Here is a 15,239-nt window from a genome sequence, read left to right as displayed (position 1 = left end):
GGACCTGCCGACGACACGGACGACCTCGCGCCCCCGGGGTGTGCGGTGTTGGTGGTCGGTTGCGGCAATCTGTTGCGCGGTGACGATGGTGTCGGACCCGTTCTGATCCGCCACCTTTGGGAACGCGGCATGCCCGAGGGTGCACGTCTGGTCGACGGCGGTACCGCGGGAATGGATGTGGCGTTCCAGATGCGCGGTGCCGAGCGGGTGGTCATCGTCGACGCAGCGGCGACGGGTTCGGCGCCCGGCACCATTTTCAAGGTGCCCGGAGCGGAGTTGGCGGACCTGCCGCCACTGCAAGGCCTGCATAGCCACTCGTTCCGCTGGGACCACGCCATCGCGTTTGCCCGTTGGGCGCTCGGTGAGCAGTGCCCAACCGACATCACCGTCTATCTCGTCGAGGTGGAAGCCGTGGAGCTCGGCGCGGATCTGTCCGCACCAGTGCAGGCGGCGATGGAGCTGGTCATCGGCCGGATCGAGGCCGACCATCTGGCAGTGCTGCGGCCGGCCGCCGCTGCGGAGACCACCGTCGAATTCACCGCCGATGGCTACCTGCGCCTGGATGCGGCTTTGGCGGCCAGCCGATTTCCCGCCGACGCGGTCGCCGCCGTCATCCGCGACGGCGACCTGTGGCTGATCCCGTTGCGCGGTCCGCGCAGCGGAGGACTGCTGTTGAAGCAACGCAACCCCGCGGGTGATCGATCGCTGCTCATCCGCGAAGTGCTCGCTGACCGCGCAATTTCGGGCATCGCTGGTGCATTCTGGGACGATGCAACCAAGTCGCTGCGCGTCCCGTTGCAGGGCCGCCGGGAGTCGCCGGGGTGATTCTGATGGCTGAGCGGCCGACGGACGGGGGAGGGCCGGAACGCCCGCCGACGGTGGTGCGCGCCGACAGCTCGGCCGACGAAGCCCTGGACGTGCAAACCGTCGTCGTCGAGGAATGCGGCCGCTGGTTCGTCGAGATCATCGTGGTGTTCGCCGACGGTGTGGTGCGAAAGCGGATCGACGGCCACTCCACGAAGCGCCGCGCCGAGTTGTCGGCCAACTTGATCAAACGTGCCGCCGAACGCAATATCCGAGGACCGCTCAATGGGTGAACGCCATGACCACTACCGCTGAAGCCGCGCCCGCCACCACGTTGGCGGTCAGACCGCAGGCGCTCGGCGCGTTTCCGCTGCCGCTGGGGTATCTGCTGATCCCCGCGGGACCCGAGCACGACGCGGTGCGCACGGCGCTGTTGGAAGGAAACGAACCGGCCGCCTGGCCCGACGGGTTGCGGGCACTGCAGCTTGCCCATTCCGGTGATGTCGAGGCGGCGTTGGGCCAGCTGACCGCCGACGATCCCGTGACCCGATACAACCGGTTCGTGCTGGCACCCGACGGGGTCGACACCGACACGCTGCGCGCCGACCTAGGCGAATTCGGCATCCTCGTCGACCTGGTGCTGTTCACGATCGGCGAGCGCGACACAGCGCCCGAAGTCGACGGCGCCACCGGCGAACTTGCCGCCGTGGCGTTGGCTGCGCACGCCAGTCACGCTGTCGCACAAGGTGATCCATCGGCAGCCATCGCTCTGCTGGAACGTGCCGCCGAGGCCGCAGCCGAAGTATCGTCGTGCCTTGAAGGGGTGCTGGTGGGAGCGGCCGGATCGATCTGTCGCGATTTAGATGAGGCTTCGGCAGGGCAGGCTCAGCCGCGCCTGGAACGGGCGCTGCGTCTGCTCGACGGCGCCGACGGACTGCGCATCGCGCGCGCGGAATTACATCTCAGCGTCGCGGCGCTGATACACGAACGCGCCCAAGGCAACCCGGGCCTGTTAGCCCGGGCGATACCGCATTACCACGCCGCGCTGCAGCTGGTGCTGCGCGAGGAGGCGCCGCTGCTGTGGGCATCGGCGCACGCCAACCTGGCGACCGCCTACCTGACGATGCCGATGGTGGAGGCCTCCGGCCAGCTGCGTCTCGGGGTGGCCGCGCAATCGCTGCGTTCCGCACTGAAGGTCTACACACCCGAGCGGTACCCCGACCAATGGGCGAGCGTCCAGCTCAATCTTGCTAATTCGCTGGTGTACACGCCATCCAAACACCAGGCCGACAACCTCGTCGAGGCGGTGCAACTGTACGAAGCCGTGCTCGCGGCCCGCGGCCGCGACACTGACCCGCTGGGCAGGGCCCGGGTGCTGGCCAACCAGGGCAACGCCCTGGCCCACCTCGGGATGTTCGACCAGGCCAAGGCCAAGCTCTACGAGGCGCGGTTCCTCTTCGAGGAGCAGCAGGACCACGATTCGGTGCGTGCGGTTCGCGGCGTGCTCGACGAGATCGCCAGGCAGAGCGCGCTGTTGCGTTCCGAGGACATCACATGACGATGGTTGCCAAGGTGTCGGGGCCCGGGGTCGAAGAACTGGCCAAGCGGGTCGACGACGCGGTCGCGGCGTTGGCCGGTCTCGACCAGAAGGCGCGCGCCGTGGCCGAAGAACTCAAGTCCGCGCTGGAGGCCGTGCACCGGGAGGGACTGGTCACCATCGTGCGCCGCATGCGTGCCGACGATGCCACACGTGCGGTGCTCTTCGAGCTGGTCGACGATCCGGTGGTGCATCTGCTGCTGTCGCTGCACCAGATCGTTCGACCTGACCCGCTCACCCATGCCGGCCGGGTGCTGGAATCGGTGCGACCCCAGCTGCAGAGCCACGGAGGCGACGTTACCCTGGTCCGGGTCCAAGACGGCACCGCCTATGTGCGACTGGAAGGAGCCTGCAACGGGTGCTCCATGTCGTCGGTCACCTTGCGCACCCTCGTCGAAGACGCGTTAGTGCAGGAGGTGCCCTCGATCTCGGCCGTCGAGGTGCTGCCCAACGAGCCCTCGCCCACCCTGATCCCGATCGAAGCCCTCCGTATCGGTCCAGCCTCCAGCCGCGAGGGGTGGGCCATGGTCGGTCCCGCCGCGGGACTGGTCGACGGTGCGCTGACCGCGTGTAGCCTGACAGCCGATTCCGGAGAGCGGGCCGAGGTGATCGTCGTCAGCGTCGAGCACCGGTTATCCGCATACCGCAACGAATGTGCGCATGAGGCAATGCCGTTGGACAACGCGATCCTCGACGCGAATAACGGCACCCTGACCTGCCCGTGGCACGGCTTCTGCTACGACGCGTCCTCGGGCGAATGCCTGAGTGCACCTGGGGCGCAACTCGAACAGCTGCCGCTGCGCGTCGACAACGGAGACGTCTGGGTCCGAGTGCGCGGATGAGCCGCTATACGGTCCGGCGCAACATCACCGCGCTACCCCCGCGGGTCGACCCGGTGGCCGAACTCGACCTCACCGACGGGTGGTCGCCCGACGTCTGGTTGGGCGCACCGGCCCCCGGCGGCCTGGCGCTGCCACCGGCGAAACCCACTATGGCGTGGATGTATTCGCCACGCGGGGTGTTCCTGGGGGATGAACATCTGGTGGTTGCCGACTCCGGAAACCATCGAGTTCTGCTGTGGCACGGGATACCGACAAGCGATGAGCAGCCGGCCGATGTGGTACTTGGTCAGCCGGACGGCTCGACGGAAGGACGCGCGGCGGGCGGACGCGGACCCGAACGCGGAATGAACCTGCCCACCGGGGTTCTGGTGCATGACGGACGACTCATCGCCGCCGACGCATGGCATCACCGCATTCTGATCTGGGATGAAGTACCGCGACGCAGTGACGTCGCACCCGACATCGTGCTGGGACAGCCCGATGCGTCCTCGGTGGACCCCAACGCCGGCGCCGACTGCTGGGCCGGGTCCTTTTATTGGCCGTTCGGCCTCGCGGTGATCGGTGAGGCGTTCTGGGTCGCCGATACCGGCAATCGTCGTGTGCTCGGTTGGCGCAAGGGAATTCCCGACCCCGGTCAACCCGCCGATGTGGTGCTCGGCCAGCCGAGTGCCGCGCACCGGGAGGAGAACCGTGGCGAAGATGCGGGCCCCGCGAGCTTCCGCTGGCCACACGACATCGCAGGGCACGGCGATCTCCTGCTTGTCGCCGATGCCGGCAATCACCGCATCCTCGGCTGGTCGCCTCCGCCCGACGTCGACGGTTCCGCCGACATCTTGGTTGGCCAGCCGGATTTCAGCAGTGCGCAGGAATGGCCATACGGTCCGCACACGGGTGACCGGTTCCGGTTTCCCTATGCGATCGGTTTAGCGGGGGACCGGTTGGCGGTGGCCGATACCGCCAACAACCGAATCCTGTTGTGGGACAGCATTCCTGCCGACGGCCGCCCAGCTGATTACGTATTGGCTCAACCGCACTTCGGCGTCAACGGCGAGAACCGCTGGACGTCGGTTCAGCGGGACACCTTGTGTTGGCCGTACGGGCTGTCGCTATATGGGAACCGTTTGGCGGTTGCGGACTCGGGAAACAATCGGGTCGTGATCTGGCGGCGGCGATGAGACCGCGCATCGTCCAGACCGACGAGCAGATCGGGTTCTACTGGGTCACATCGGCGGGGACGCGCACCTCGCTTCCGCGGCTGGTGGCCGACGACGACGAGGCCGATCGGCTGGTGGCCACACACCTGGAAGCACTGGACGACTCGTTGATTCTCGCGGCCGAGTGGTTCGGCGAAATACTGGGCGGGGGACGAAGTCCCGCCGATGCCGCCGAGCGCGAACGCCTGGTTGAGCTGCACCAGACATTGGACCGGTTGTGTCTCGAGTACGCGGCGGCCACCGATCTCGCAGGGGTCAATCCCGACCTGCGCGCTGGAAAGATCATCGGAACCACCGCACTGTTCTCCATCCGCGCCCGGCAGTCGCTCGGCCTGCTGGGGCCGGCGCCACTCGACGGGCAGCTTGACGAACCCACCCTCGGGGTGGTGGGCGGCTTCGGGGAGATGCAGCAAGTCGATCCGAGCCGGCCGTGGCTGGGTGGCCGGTGGGTGGTGAGAACCGAAGCAGGACAAAGATTTCCGCTCACGTTGTCGATGTTGATGTTCGACAGCTCGGGTGTGAATAAGGACGGAGCGCGCCGGGAGCACCTGGATGCGCTCAGATCGGTGGTCGCGGCATCACGGGTCGCCGGGGCTGATCCACTGGCCGTCACCTGTGCCGTCGATTGGCTGCTCTACGACTGGCTGATGGCCCACCGCGAGGGACCCGACAGTGCCGAGATCGTCTTTCCCAAAGGGTACGAGGGTGATGCCGGCGTCGTGGTGGCGGCCGCCGCCACCTCGGTGGCGGCGCGGGCGACCTTCGACCCGGGGTTGGCGGGCGTGGGCGCGCTGCGACACTGAAAGGTACTGCGAAACCACCTGACGCATCCCCCGATTCGGTGATCAGCGGACCGGCCGGACTGCGCAAGCTACGAGCTGTGGATCCCCATCTTCTCATCATGGTTCTCGTAGTGGTCGCAGTAGCGGTGGTGTGCGAGGTCGCGGTCTCGTTGACCGCCACGATGGTTTCGGGCCGCGACGATCACCGCGCCGACCCTGGCGTCGACACGGACGACGTCAAAATGCTCGGGCATTGACACATGGCGCCGCTCATATGGTTGGTGATCGCGTTGCCATTGACCGGTGCGGCGATCATGCTGCTCGGCGGCATGCGCACCGATGCCTGGGGGCACCTACTTGGCTGCGCCACCGTGCTGATGTCGTTCGGCTGGGGGCTATGGCTTTTCGCCGACATGGTGCAGCGCGCCGCGCCAGATCGCGTGCTGCACGAGACATTGTTCACCTGGGTGCCGATGGGCACGCTCAATGTCGACTTCGGTCTGCAACTGGACGCTTTGAGCGTGTGTTTCGTCCTGCTGGTCACCAGTGTCGGCGCGTTGATCCACCTGTATTCGATCGGCTATATGCGCGACGACCCGGCGCGACGCCGATTCTTCGGCTACCTGAACCTGTTCGTGGCAGCGATGCTGATGTTGGTGACGGCCGACAACTATCTCGGACTCTACTTGGGCTGGGAGGGTGTCGGTTTAGCGTCGTACCTACTCATCGGATTCTGGTCGGATAGACCGGCCGCGGCGACCGCGGCCAAGAAGGCCTTCATCGTCAACCGGGTCGGTGACGTGGGGCTGGCACTGGCGATGGTGATGATGTTCGCCAACCTCGGGAACCTTTCCTATGCAGGGGTATTCGGCCAGGTGTCGTCGGCGTCGCAGCACACCCTCACCCTGATCGGCTTGGCCTTGCTGCTGGCCGCCTGTGGCAAGTCCGCACAGGTTCCATTGCAGTCGTGGCTCGGCGACGCGATGGAGGGCCCGACTCCGGTCAGTGCGCTGATCCACGCAGCGACCATGGTTACCGCCGGCGTGTATGTGATCGTGCGCTCGGCTCCCGTGTTCGATGCGGCCCCCGTCGCCCGCACTGCGGTGGTGATTGTCGGAGCGGTCACACTACTGTTCGGTGCGATCGTCGGCTGCGCCAAGGACGACATCAAGAAAGCCCTGGCGGCCTCGACCATGTCGCAGATCGGCTACATGGTGCTGGCCGCCGGTCTGGGACCGGCGGGCTATGCCGTGGCGATCATGCACCTACTCACGCATGGCTTCTTCAAGGCCGGGCTGTTCTTGGGCGCCGGATCGGTGATGCACGCCATGAATGACGAGACCGATATGCGCCGCTACGGCGGCTTGCGCAGGGCGATGCCGATCACCTTCGCCACCTTCGGGCTCGGTTATCTGGCGATTATCGGCGCCCCGCCCCTGGCCGGGTTCTTCTCCAAGGACGCGATCATCGAAACCGCCTTCGCGGCGGGCGGTGTCCGTGGTGCCGTGCTGGGCACGGTCACGCTGCTCGGCGCCGGACTGACGGCGTTCTACATGACCCGGGTCATGGTGATGACGTTTTTCGGCCAACCTCGCTGGCGCCCGGACGCCCACCCCCATGAATCACCCGTCATCATGACCGTACCCATGCTGGTGCTGGCCCTGGGCTCACTCGGTGCCGGGGCGATGCTTGCCGTCGGCGGAACCCTGCAACGTTGGCTGCAACCGGTGACCGACGCGAACCACTCGGCCGCCTTGTCGCCGCCCGAGCCCGACTGGGCGCTCACGGGTATCACCTTGACCATCGTCGCTTTCGGCGTCGCCATCGGCTATCGCAGCTACGGCACTCGCCCAGTGCGGGCCACCGCCTCGGAGTGGGTGTCGATATTGGTCATCGCGGCTCGCCGCGACCTATTTGCCGACAGCGTGAACGAGGCCGCGTTCATGCGGCCCGGCCAACGCCTTTCGCGGAACCTGGTCGACGTGGAACGCGGGCGAATCGACGCCGCGGTCGAAGGCATCGCGCGCCTCGTCGGTGGTGGCTCAACACAGATCCGCAGGGCCCAGACTGGATTCGCGCGCTCGTATGCGCTGGCGATCTTCCTCGGAGCCACCATGCTGCTGTTGAGCATGGTGGTGGGGAAGCTGTCGTGAGTCAGTTTCCATTGTTGAGTGCCTTATGGCTGACGCCTCTGGCGGGAGCGTTTCTGGTCGTGTCGATGCCGGCCAACCGGCCGACGGTGGTCAAGTACGCCGCTGTCGGCGTCTGCACCGGCGTTCTGGTGATCGCCGGCACGTTGGCCGTTCTCTTCGATCCGGCGGCACCCCAATACCAGTTCGTCGAAAGCCATTCATGGATCAGCTCTTTCGGGGCCGGATACATCGTCGGGGTGGATGGCGTCGCCTTGGTGCTGGTGATCTTGACGACGGTGCTGATGCCGTTCCTACTGATCGCCGGGTGGAATGACACCGAACAACCGCGCGGTTATCTGGCGCTGATGCTGGTGGTCGAGTCGATGATGCTCGTCTCGCTGCTAGCGCTGGACGTCCTGCTCTTCTTTGTCTTCTTCGAAGCGATGCTGATCCCCATGTTTTTCTTGATCGGCCGTTACGGGGGCCCGGGCGCCCCTCGTGCCGCGCTGAAGTTCTTGCTGTACAGCCTGTTTGGTGGATTGCTGATGCTGGCCGCGCTGATCGGATTGAACCTGGCGATGGGCGGAACCTTCGATTTCCGCGCCATGGTGGCCGCGGTGACCTCCGGCGCGAATGCATCCCGTCCCGCGGTCATGAACCTTGTCTTTCTCGGCTTCATGTTCGCCTTCGCCGTCAAAGCACCGCTGTGGCCGCTGCACACCTGGTTGCCGGGGGTAGCCACCGAAGCATCGCCGGTGACCGCTGTGTTGATGATGGCCGTCGTCGATAAGATCGGTACCTTCGGGATGCTCCGCTACTGTCTAAACCTATTTCCCGACAGCACAATCCTGTTTCGGCCGTTGGTTGTGACGCTCGCGGTTGCCGCGATCATCTATGGCGCCTTGGTCGCCATCGGGCAGAGCGACATCATGAGCGTGATCGCCTATACGTCGATCAGCCATTTCGGCTTCATCGTCCTCGGTATTTTCGTGATGACCGACCAGGGTCAATCCGGCGCGACGCTGTACATGGTCAACCACGGCGTGGCGACCGCTGCATTGTTTCTGACTGCCGGATTTCTGGTGTCGCGTAAGGGCACCCGCCTTATCGCGGAGTATGGCGGAATACAGCAGGTCGCTCCGGTACTGGCCGGAACGTTCCTGATCGCCGGCCTGGCTTCGCTGGCCTTGCCCGGGCTGGCACCCTTCGTCAGCGAGTTTCTGGTGTTGGTCGGCACATTCGCCCGGTACCCGGCGTTTGCGGTGGTGGCCGCGACCGCGCTGGTGCTTTCCGCGATTTATGTCCTTTGGCTATACCAACGGCTGATGACCGGTCCCAAGCGGCAAGAAGACGTTGCGCTGCGTGATTTGCGGCCCCGTGAACTGGCCGTCGTCGTTCCATTGCTGGTGCTGCTCGTCATCCTGGGTATGTATCCGAAACCCGCTCTGGATGTCATCAATCCGGCGATCGCCCACGCCGGGATCGATGCGGTGGCGCCACCACCGAGGCGTGGTTAGTGCGCCGCCGACAGCTGTGCTTTGCGTAGTTCCAGCAGTCGCAGCACCATCGGTGTGAAGATCAGCTGCATGGCCAGATCCATCTTGCCGCCAGGACACACAATGGTGTTCGGGCGCGACATGAACGAATCATGCAGCATGGCAAGCAGATACGGAAAGTCGATGCCGTGCGGGTCGCGGAATCGGATAATCAGCATCGATTCATCGGCGGTCGGTATCGATCGGGCGATGAAGGGGTTGGACGTGTCGACGACCGGCACCCGCTGGAAATTGACATCGGTGTGCGAGAACTGGGTGCACATGTAGTTCAGATAGTCGGGCATGCGTCGCAGAATGGTGTCGGTCACCGCTTCGGAGGTGTATCCGCGAGTCACTTTGTCGCGGTGTAACTTCTGGATCCATTCGAGGTTGATCACCGGCACCACGCCGATCCGCAGGTCGGCATGCGCGGCGACGTTCACCTCGTCGGTGACGATCGCGCCGTGTAGCCCTTCGTAGAACAGCATGTCCGTGTCCTCGGGAATCTCCTCCCACGGCGTGAAGGTACCCGGTTCCTGTCCATAGGGTTCGGCCTCTTTTTCGTCATGCAGGTAACGCCGCACCTTGCCGGTACCCGTCTCGCCGTAGGTCTCGAAGAGGCTTTGCAGCTCGTCGAACAGGTTGGCCTCCGGTCCGAAATGGCTGAAGGAGTGATCGCCGCGGGCGTGAGCATCGGCGATCGCCGCCTTCATCGCGACTCGGTCGTATCGGTGAAAGCTGTCGCCCTCGACAAACGCGACATTGATGCCTTCACGGCGGAAGATCTGATCGAAAGTCCGCATGACGGAGGTCGTCCCCGCCCCAGAGGATCCGGTAACCGAAATGATCGGGTGCAGACGCGACATGTGTTGCCTCCAAAGATGAGTGGGCGATTGGGCTAACCAACAACGCTGCGGTACAGACCACGGACCCCGTATAGCGGCGACGTGGAGGGCCGTACGTAGTCCTGGCGGTGGTAGTCCTCGATCAGCTTGACCTCATCGGCCGCTCCGAATATCAACGGGACACGCTGATGCAGGCTGGTCGGGATGACGTCGAGGAGGCGTCGACGGCCGGTGCTGGCCGCCCCGCCCGCCTGCTCGACCAGGAACGCGATCGGGCTGGCTTCGTACAGCAGCCGAAGGCGTCCCGGCTTTTCCGGGTCCTTGGTGTCACGCGGGTACAGGAATACACCGCCGCGGCTCAGGATCCGGTGCGTCTCGGCGACGAGCGACGCGACCCACCGCATGTTGAAGTCCTTGCCACGTGGACCGGTCCGGCCGGCCAGGCACTCGTCGATGTATCGCTGGACCGCGGGCTCCCAGAACCGCCTGTTCGAGGCATTGATGGCGAATTCGCGGGTAGCATTCGGGATTTGGATCGACGGGCGGGTCAGGACGAATTCTCCGAGCGTGGGATCCAACGTGAAGGCGTGTACGCCGGTACCGACGGTCAGCACCAGCATGGTCGACGGGCCGTAGATCGCGTAGCCGGCACACACTTGCTGTGAGCCGGGCTGTAGGAAGTCCTCGAGCGACGGGTCCGCACCCGGACTGGCCGCACGCAGAATCGAAAAGATGCTTCCCACTGAGACATTGACGTCGATATTCGACGAGCCGTCGAGCGGGTCGAACACCAGCAAGTACTTGCCGCGCGGATATTGCGCGGGCAGTAGATACGGATCGGCCAGCTCCTCGGAGGCCATTCCCGCCACCTGGCCACCCCACTCGTTGGCGCGCAAGAAGTAGTCGTTGGCCAGTAGGTCGAGCTTTTGCTGCTCCTCACCCTGGACGTTCACCACATTGGCAGCACCCAAGACACCGCCGAGCTCGCCCTGCGCCACCCGGGTCGAGATGGCTTTGCAGGCAAGGGCGACATCGAGGATCAGCGAGTTCAGTTCGCCACTGGCTTCGGGGTGGCGGCGGCGCTCCTCGATCAGGAACTTGACCAGCGTGGTGTGACGGGTGAGCATGCGCGGGACCTCCGGCGGGCAGCAAGATACCTACCCATGGTCGGAGCGGCGAGACGTTGGTTCATCCCCCGCTCGGGTGGTCGGGCGGGGGCACGCGGGCGCCGACCGGTGACCTACCTGCGGTGATAGCTGAGACTTGCCGGGTCGTCGTGGTGGATTCCGCGCAGGTCCGCGGCGATGTACGTCGGCTGCTGCGCCGGCTGCGCACGGATCGCGTCCGCCGCGCTACTCACCCCGCTGAGCACCAACAGGCTGGGCAGCCCGGCGGAGTTCGCACCGGCGATGTCGGTGTCGAGCCGATCCCCGACCATCAACGGCCGTTGAAAGTGGCCGCGGGATAGCGCTTCCCGGAAGATGAAGCCGTGCGGCTTGCCGACCACTCGCGGTTGCGCACCGGTCGCCGCACGCAGCGCCGCCACCAGAGAACCGTTTCCGGGCACCAGGCCACGCTCGGTCGGCACGGTGAGGTCGGGGTTGGTTGCGACCCACGGTGTCCCGGCGCCAATCGCCAGGGCCGCCTCGGCGAGATCACGCCAACCGATGTCTGGAGAGAATCCCTGCACCACCGCATCCGGGCCGTCGGTCCATCGCCGAACAGGCTGTAGGCCGGCCTCGTTGACCTCGGCCGACAGTGCGTCCGAGCCGATGACCAGCACCCGCGAACCCGGGGCCAATTCCGCACCGAGCAGCAGTGCCGCGCACCGGCCGCTGGTGACGACGTCATGCGGGCTCGCGTCAAATCCTAACTCGCACAGGTGTTGTGCGACCTCGGCCGCGCTGCGTGATGCGTTGTTGGTCAAGAAGAGCTTGCGGGTTGTGGTCAGCGAAAGCGCTTCAGGGACGCCGTCGACCGCACGTGTTCCGCGAAACAGCGTGCCGTCGAGATCGAGCAGCAAGCAGTCGTGCAACGTCGCAAGCGAGACCACCGTCGTCACGTCCGAATCGAAGATCTCACGGGTCTCTCTTTCCGCAGATTGGGCCGCCCCGAAAGGCGCGGCCGGGCGTTGGCGATACCCTACGGCCGATCGTTACGTGGTAATCACCCCTGGATGGGGGAGGCGAAAGAGTAACCGCTGGAACGCATATCGCCCGTGATGGGAAGCGGATACCCCGGTGAATCTAGGTCGTGCTGTCGGAGGGGGCGGTCCACTTCTCTTCGATGCGGCCGTAGCGCCAGACGAGCAGCGCCGTGGCCCAGGTGGCTACGAAGAGGGCGACGACGACGAAGCCGGCGGTGTTGAGGTCGAGACCGGTGAGCCAGTCCCAGAAGGGGCCCCGCCATCCCAGTTGTTCGGTGAACAGGTTGAGTAGTTCGATGCTGCCGATCACCCACGCCACGACGACGGACAGTCCGGTGATCGTGATGTTGTAGTAGATCTTGCGCACCGGGTTGGAGAACGCCCAGCCGTAGGCGAAGTTCATGAACGAGCCGTCGATGGTGTCCAGCAGGCACATGCCGGCCGCGAACAACACTGGCAGACACAGGATCGCGTACCAGGGCAGCCCGGCCGCGGCGCTGGTCCCGGCCAGCACGAGCAGGGCGACCTCGGTGGCGGTGTCGAAACCGAGGCCGAACAGCAGGCCGATGGGGTACATGTGCCACGAGTTGGTGATCGAACGCGTCAATCTGCCGAGGAAGCGGTTGAGAAATCCGCGCTGGTTCAGTTGCCGTTCCAGCTCGGCGGCATCGGTGTGCGGGTCGTATTGGCCGCGGCGCAATCGCAGAAATACCCGCAGGATTCCGATCAGCACGATTGCGTTGAGGATCGCGATCAGGTACAGGAACACGCCCGAGACGCTGGTGCCGATCAGACCGGTGTAGTGATGCAGTGCCGACGAGTCGTTCTGGACCGGCCCGACGATCGCCTTGGTCCCGATAGCCAGCAGCATCGCCAGTGTGAACACCACGGTGGAGTGGCCCAGTGAGAAGAAGAACCCGACGGCCAGGGGACGCTGGCCGTCGCTCATCAGCTTGCGGGTGGTGTTGTCGATGGCGGCGATGTGGTCGGCGTCGAAGGCGTGCCGCAGACCGAGCGCGTAGGCAGTCAGCCCGACGCCGATGCCAAAGGCCTTGCCGCCCACGCTTAGTCGTGCCGGCTCAACGATCAGCAGCAGAGTGAACCAGCCGATGAGATGCAGCGCCACGATCACCGCGACCATGACTGAAATGCGCCGCCACTCCGGCGGCGTTAATGCGGTCTGCCATCCAAAGCGCAGCGAGCGTTTCCGTTCACCGACACCATCAACCACGACGCGGCTCCTTTGGCGCGGCTTGCAACCCCATGCAAAAGGTAGTGCCGACGATGAATTAGTTGCAAGTGATTTGCAGGACATTCCTGAGCAAGTTTGCGACCGACAATCAACCGTTTCGCACATCGACCCGCGCGTCCGGTCGCTTCGGGATCGCCGAAGGTCGCAGATACCCCGTACGTCCACCCGATGGGTGAGGCCTCGTGAACGCGGTCGTCGCTACCGTGGGCTCGGTTAGAACCGGAACTGATCCGGGGCAGGAGTGTCGTCATGCCCGACCGGAGGCTGGGTCCGCTCGAACGCTGCGTGATGGAGCGGCTATGGAGCGATCCGGGGCCGCAGACCGTACGTGAGATACACCTCGCGGTTTCTACGAGGCGCAATCTCGCGTACACCACGGTGATGACGGTCCTGCGGCGACTCGCTGAGAAAGGCCTCGTCGTCCAATACCGCAACGATCGTGCCTACCGATACGTCGCGGCGCACGGCCTCGACGAATTGGTCGCCGAGTTGATGCTCGGTGCGCTGGCCGAGATCGCCGATTCGACGGGCCGCCGCGCCGCGTTGTCGCACTTCGTCGATAGCGTCGGGGCAGACAACGTGCTCCTTCTTCAGCAGGCGCTCGAAAAGTTGGAGACCGAGTCCAACGTCGGCGCGACTGAGTCGGCACCGCGAACTCGAAGCCAGTGAGTGAGCGCATGTCGCGCCTCGGCGCGCCGCTCGGAGCCGGCGCGGGCTCAGTGCCCGGCGGCGGTGAGCTGGTAATCCGCCTCGAGCAGCATCCACGCGCTCAGCTGTATGGAGAGATCGCGGCTCGGGTTCGGCGGGGACGCATGCGACGAGTCGGCGAACTGGGTAAAGGTTTCCAGGCCCGCCGGCGCGGTGACCGGGCGGTTCCAATGCGCACCGAACAGTGGCAGCCCGTCCACTTCGGCGCGGTTGTCCCAGGCGGCCCGGGCGGAGGCGTGTACGAGCTGCGCGGCGGTGGTGTCGCCCAGGGCCAGCGCGGTCTGGGCGAGATAGCGGGCAAGGATGCCCATGAACAGCCCGGAGTCGTTCCCGGCGCACCCGGCGATCACCCCCCCGTCGGCGAGCCTGTTCGCGGTACCGGCGACGAGCGCCGCCGCGCGGTCACGGTGGATCGAATCGTTTGTCCGCAGGGCTAATTCGGTCTCCAACCCGATGGCCACGCCCTGACAGTAGGTCAGCAGGGAGCGGTCCATCCGCCCGCTGGGTTCGTGCACGCCGTCGAAGATGAGGCCGCTTGCGCTGTCGCGCAGCCGGGAGTTCAGGTAGTCGGCGAGCCGTTCTGCCCGGGACAGGTTGCCCAGGCGCGCCATCGCGATGCCGGTCGGACCGATTCCGGAGGTGCTGTAGTAATCGTGGCCGATCTTCCACGGCACCGCGCCGACGGCCGGATTCCAGCCGTCGAGCAGCGCGGTTCGCAGCTTCGGAATGGCGTCGTCGAACCGGACGCCGAGCAGCCTGTCGGCGCGTTCGAGCGCCAGCACCAGCCACGACATGTCGTCGCAGTACGAGTTGGTCCAGGTGGCGAGATTGCGGGTGTGAATGCCGTGCGCGATGGCACCGATGCGGTCGATGCGCTCGGGGGTGCGTGCGCGGTACGCGGCATCGACGGCGCAGTCCAGCAGGTGTGCCTGCCACCAATAACACCAACGGAACAACAACAATTGGTCGAACAGGGACGACGGCCAGTGCAGCGTGCCCAGTTGCAGCCCCGACTGCCACCAGAGCGTGTGCACGTGCCGTTCCATGACCGCCCGCTCCGCGAGGTCCGCGCGCGCCGCGGGCCCGACCGGGCCGGGGGACGACTTCTGCATGATCGCCGACGCTTGCGTCGGCTGGTTCACCGCGGTCAGCGCGACGGCGCCCGCGACAGCGAACAACAATCCGCGTCGGCTGATCCCGCTGTTCGGTCGATCCATCCGCTCGAGCTCCCCTTTGCTGAACAACGATCGGCGGCCGGAAACCGTGCACTCGATTTTATTCTGACATCGACGAGATCCTGAAGGACCAGCAAGCCGGGCGCGTCCGAACATGAGTGGGCGAACGGCAGCCCAGGGCAATGTATGCGGGTCGATGCCATCAGG

14 protein-coding genes and 1 pseudogene are annotated in these 15,239 nt (G+C 65.4%); 10 read left to right on the top strand and 5 right to left on the bottom strand.

The window, feature by feature from the left end; all coding sequences use genetic code 11:
- Positions 1–51: 51 nt before the first annotated feature.
- The 9 genes from ACAG21_RS16335 (at position 52) to ACAG21_RS16295 (ending at position 8,888) form a co-directional block, all read left to right on the top strand.
- On the top strand, positions 52–825 hold the full coding sequence (locus ACAG21_RS16335) for a hydrogenase maturation protease (RefSeq protein ID WP_370497362.1): 774 nt from the start codon (positions 52–54) through the stop codon (positions 823–825).
- A 5-nt stretch (positions 826–830) separates the two neighbouring features.
- Positions 831–1,097, top strand: coding sequence for a hypothetical protein (locus ACAG21_RS16330; RefSeq protein WP_342927545.1), 267 nt, complete (start codon positions 831–833; stop codon positions 1,095–1,097).
- 5 nt (positions 1,098–1,102) lie between these two features.
- Positions 1,103–2,362 (top strand): hypothetical protein, encoded by a 1,260-nt coding sequence (locus tag ACAG21_RS16325; protein ID WP_370497194.1) that lies wholly within the window; start codon positions 1,103–1,105, stop codon positions 2,360–2,362.
- A gap of 2 nt (positions 2,363–2,364) precedes the next feature.
- Positions 2,365–3,243: a NifU family protein gene (locus ACAG21_RS16320; RefSeq protein ID WP_370497360.1), complete on the top strand. Its 879-nt coding sequence runs from the start codon at positions 2,365–2,367 to the stop codon at positions 3,241–3,243.
- Positions 3,240–4,418, top strand: a complete 1,179-nt coding sequence (locus ACAG21_RS16315) for an NHL repeat-containing protein (protein WP_370497192.1) — start codon at positions 3,240–3,242, stop codon at positions 4,416–4,418. The genes ACAG21_RS16320 and ACAG21_RS16315 overlap by 4 nt, the downstream gene beginning before the upstream one ends.
- On the top strand, positions 4,415–5,260 hold the full coding sequence (locus ACAG21_RS16310) for a hypothetical protein (RefSeq protein ID WP_370497190.1): 846 nt from the start codon (positions 4,415–4,417) through the stop codon (positions 5,258–5,260). Before ACAG21_RS16315 ends, ACAG21_RS16310 begins: the two co-directional genes overlap by 4 nt.
- Positions 5,261–5,358: 98 nt before the next feature.
- Complete coding sequence (locus ACAG21_RS16305; RefSeq protein ID WP_370497189.1) at positions 5,359–5,496, top strand: hypothetical protein; 138 nt, start codon at positions 5,359–5,361, stop codon at positions 5,494–5,496.
- Between the two features lie 3 nt (positions 5,497–5,499).
- On the top strand, positions 5,500–7,392 hold the full coding sequence (nuoL, locus tag ACAG21_RS16300) for an NADH-quinone oxidoreductase subunit L (RefSeq protein ID WP_370497187.1): 1,893 nt from the start codon (positions 5,500–5,502) through the stop codon (positions 7,390–7,392).
- Positions 7,389–8,888, top strand: a complete 1,500-nt coding sequence (locus ACAG21_RS16295) for an NADH-quinone oxidoreductase subunit M (RefSeq protein WP_370497186.1) — start codon at positions 7,389–7,391, stop codon at positions 8,886–8,888. Before nuoL ends, ACAG21_RS16295 begins: the two co-directional genes overlap by 4 nt.
- On the opposite strand, the gene ACAG21_RS16290 is transcribed toward ACAG21_RS16295, so the two are convergent.
- The 4 genes and pseudogenes from ACAG21_RS16290 to ACAG21_RS16275 form a co-directional block, all read right to left on the bottom strand.
- Positions 8,885–9,772: a phosphoribulokinase gene (locus tag ACAG21_RS16290; protein ID WP_370497184.1), complete on the bottom strand. Its 888-nt coding sequence runs from the start codon at positions 9,770–9,772 to the stop codon at positions 8,885–8,887. The two genes, ACAG21_RS16295 and ACAG21_RS16290, sit on opposite strands and share 4 nt — an antisense overlap.
- Before the next feature lie 32 nt (positions 9,773–9,804).
- A complete protein-coding gene (locus tag ACAG21_RS16285) occupies positions 9,805–10,878 on the bottom strand; it encodes a class 1 fructose-bisphosphatase (protein ID WP_370497183.1) in 1,074 nt (357 codons plus the stop codon).
- A 146-nt stretch (positions 10,879–11,024) separates the two neighbouring features.
- Positions 11,025–11,804, bottom strand: a pseudogene (locus ACAG21_RS16280) (HAD-IIA family hydrolase); the annotation flags it as partial.
- A 193-nt stretch (positions 11,805–11,997) separates the two neighbouring features.
- Complete coding sequence (locus ACAG21_RS16275) at positions 11,998–13,128, bottom strand: HoxN/HupN/NixA family nickel/cobalt transporter (RefSeq protein ID WP_370497181.1); 1,131 nt, start codon at positions 13,126–13,128, stop codon at positions 11,998–12,000.
- 270 nt (positions 13,129–13,398) lie between these two features.
- Here ACAG21_RS16275 and ACAG21_RS16270 point away from each other — a divergent pair, with 270 nt between their 5' ends.
- Positions 13,399–13,818, top strand: coding sequence for a BlaI/MecI/CopY family transcriptional regulator (locus ACAG21_RS16270; RefSeq protein WP_370497180.1), 420 nt, complete (start codon positions 13,399–13,401; stop codon positions 13,816–13,818).
- Positions 13,819–13,865: 47 nt separating this feature from the next.
- On the opposite strand, the gene ACAG21_RS16265 is transcribed toward ACAG21_RS16270, so the two are convergent.
- Positions 13,866–15,074, bottom strand: a complete 1,209-nt coding sequence (locus tag ACAG21_RS16265) for a glycoside hydrolase family 76 protein (RefSeq protein ID WP_370497178.1) — start codon at positions 15,072–15,074, stop codon at positions 13,866–13,868.
- Positions 15,075–15,239: the final 165 nt, after the last annotated feature.

Origin of the sequence: Mycobacterium sp. pR1184 (genome assembly GCF_041287235.1) — a bacterium.
GTDB lineage: Bacteria > Actinomycetota > Actinomycetes > Mycobacteriales > Mycobacteriaceae > Mycobacterium.
This window is presented reverse-complemented; position numbering and strand designations above follow the sequence as displayed.

Coding starts and splice junctions, on each gene's coding strand:
- ACAG21_RS16310 (WP_370497190.1), top strand. CDS start 4,415: ATGAGACCGCGCATCGTCCAGACCGACGAGCAGATCGGGTTCTACTGG.
- nuoL (WP_370497187.1), top strand. CDS start 5,500: ATGGCGCCGCTCATATGGTTGGTGATCGCGTTGCCATTGACCGGTGCG.
- ACAG21_RS16315 (WP_370497192.1), top strand. CDS start 3,240: ATGAGCCGCTATACGGTCCGGCGCAACATCACCGCGCTACCCCCGCGG.
- ACAG21_RS16305 (WP_370497189.1), top strand. CDS start 5,359: ATGGTTCTCGTAGTGGTCGCAGTAGCGGTGGTGTGCGAGGTCGCGGTC.
- ACAG21_RS16270 (WP_370497180.1), top strand. CDS start 13,399: ATGCCCGACCGGAGGCTGGGTCCGCTCGAACGCTGCGTGATGGAGCGG.
- ACAG21_RS16330 (WP_342927545.1), top strand. CDS start 831: ATGGCTGAGCGGCCGACGGACGGGGGAGGGCCGGAACGCCCGCCGACG.
- ACAG21_RS16290 (WP_370497184.1), bottom strand. CDS start 9,772: ATGTCGCGTCTGCACCCGATCATTTCGGTTACCGGATCCTCTGGGGCG.
- ACAG21_RS16285 (WP_370497183.1), bottom strand. CDS start 10,878: ATGCTCACCCGTCACACCACGCTGGTCAAGTTCCTGATCGAGGAGCGC.
- ACAG21_RS16325 (WP_370497194.1), top strand. CDS start 1,103: ATGACCACTACCGCTGAAGCCGCGCCCGCCACCACGTTGGCGGTCAGA.
- ACAG21_RS16320 (WP_370497360.1), top strand. CDS start 2,365: ATGGTTGCCAAGGTGTCGGGGCCCGGGGTCGAAGAACTGGCCAAGCGG.
- ACAG21_RS16265 (WP_370497178.1), bottom strand. CDS start 15,074: ATGGATCGACCGAACAGCGGGATCAGCCGACGCGGATTGTTGTTCGCT.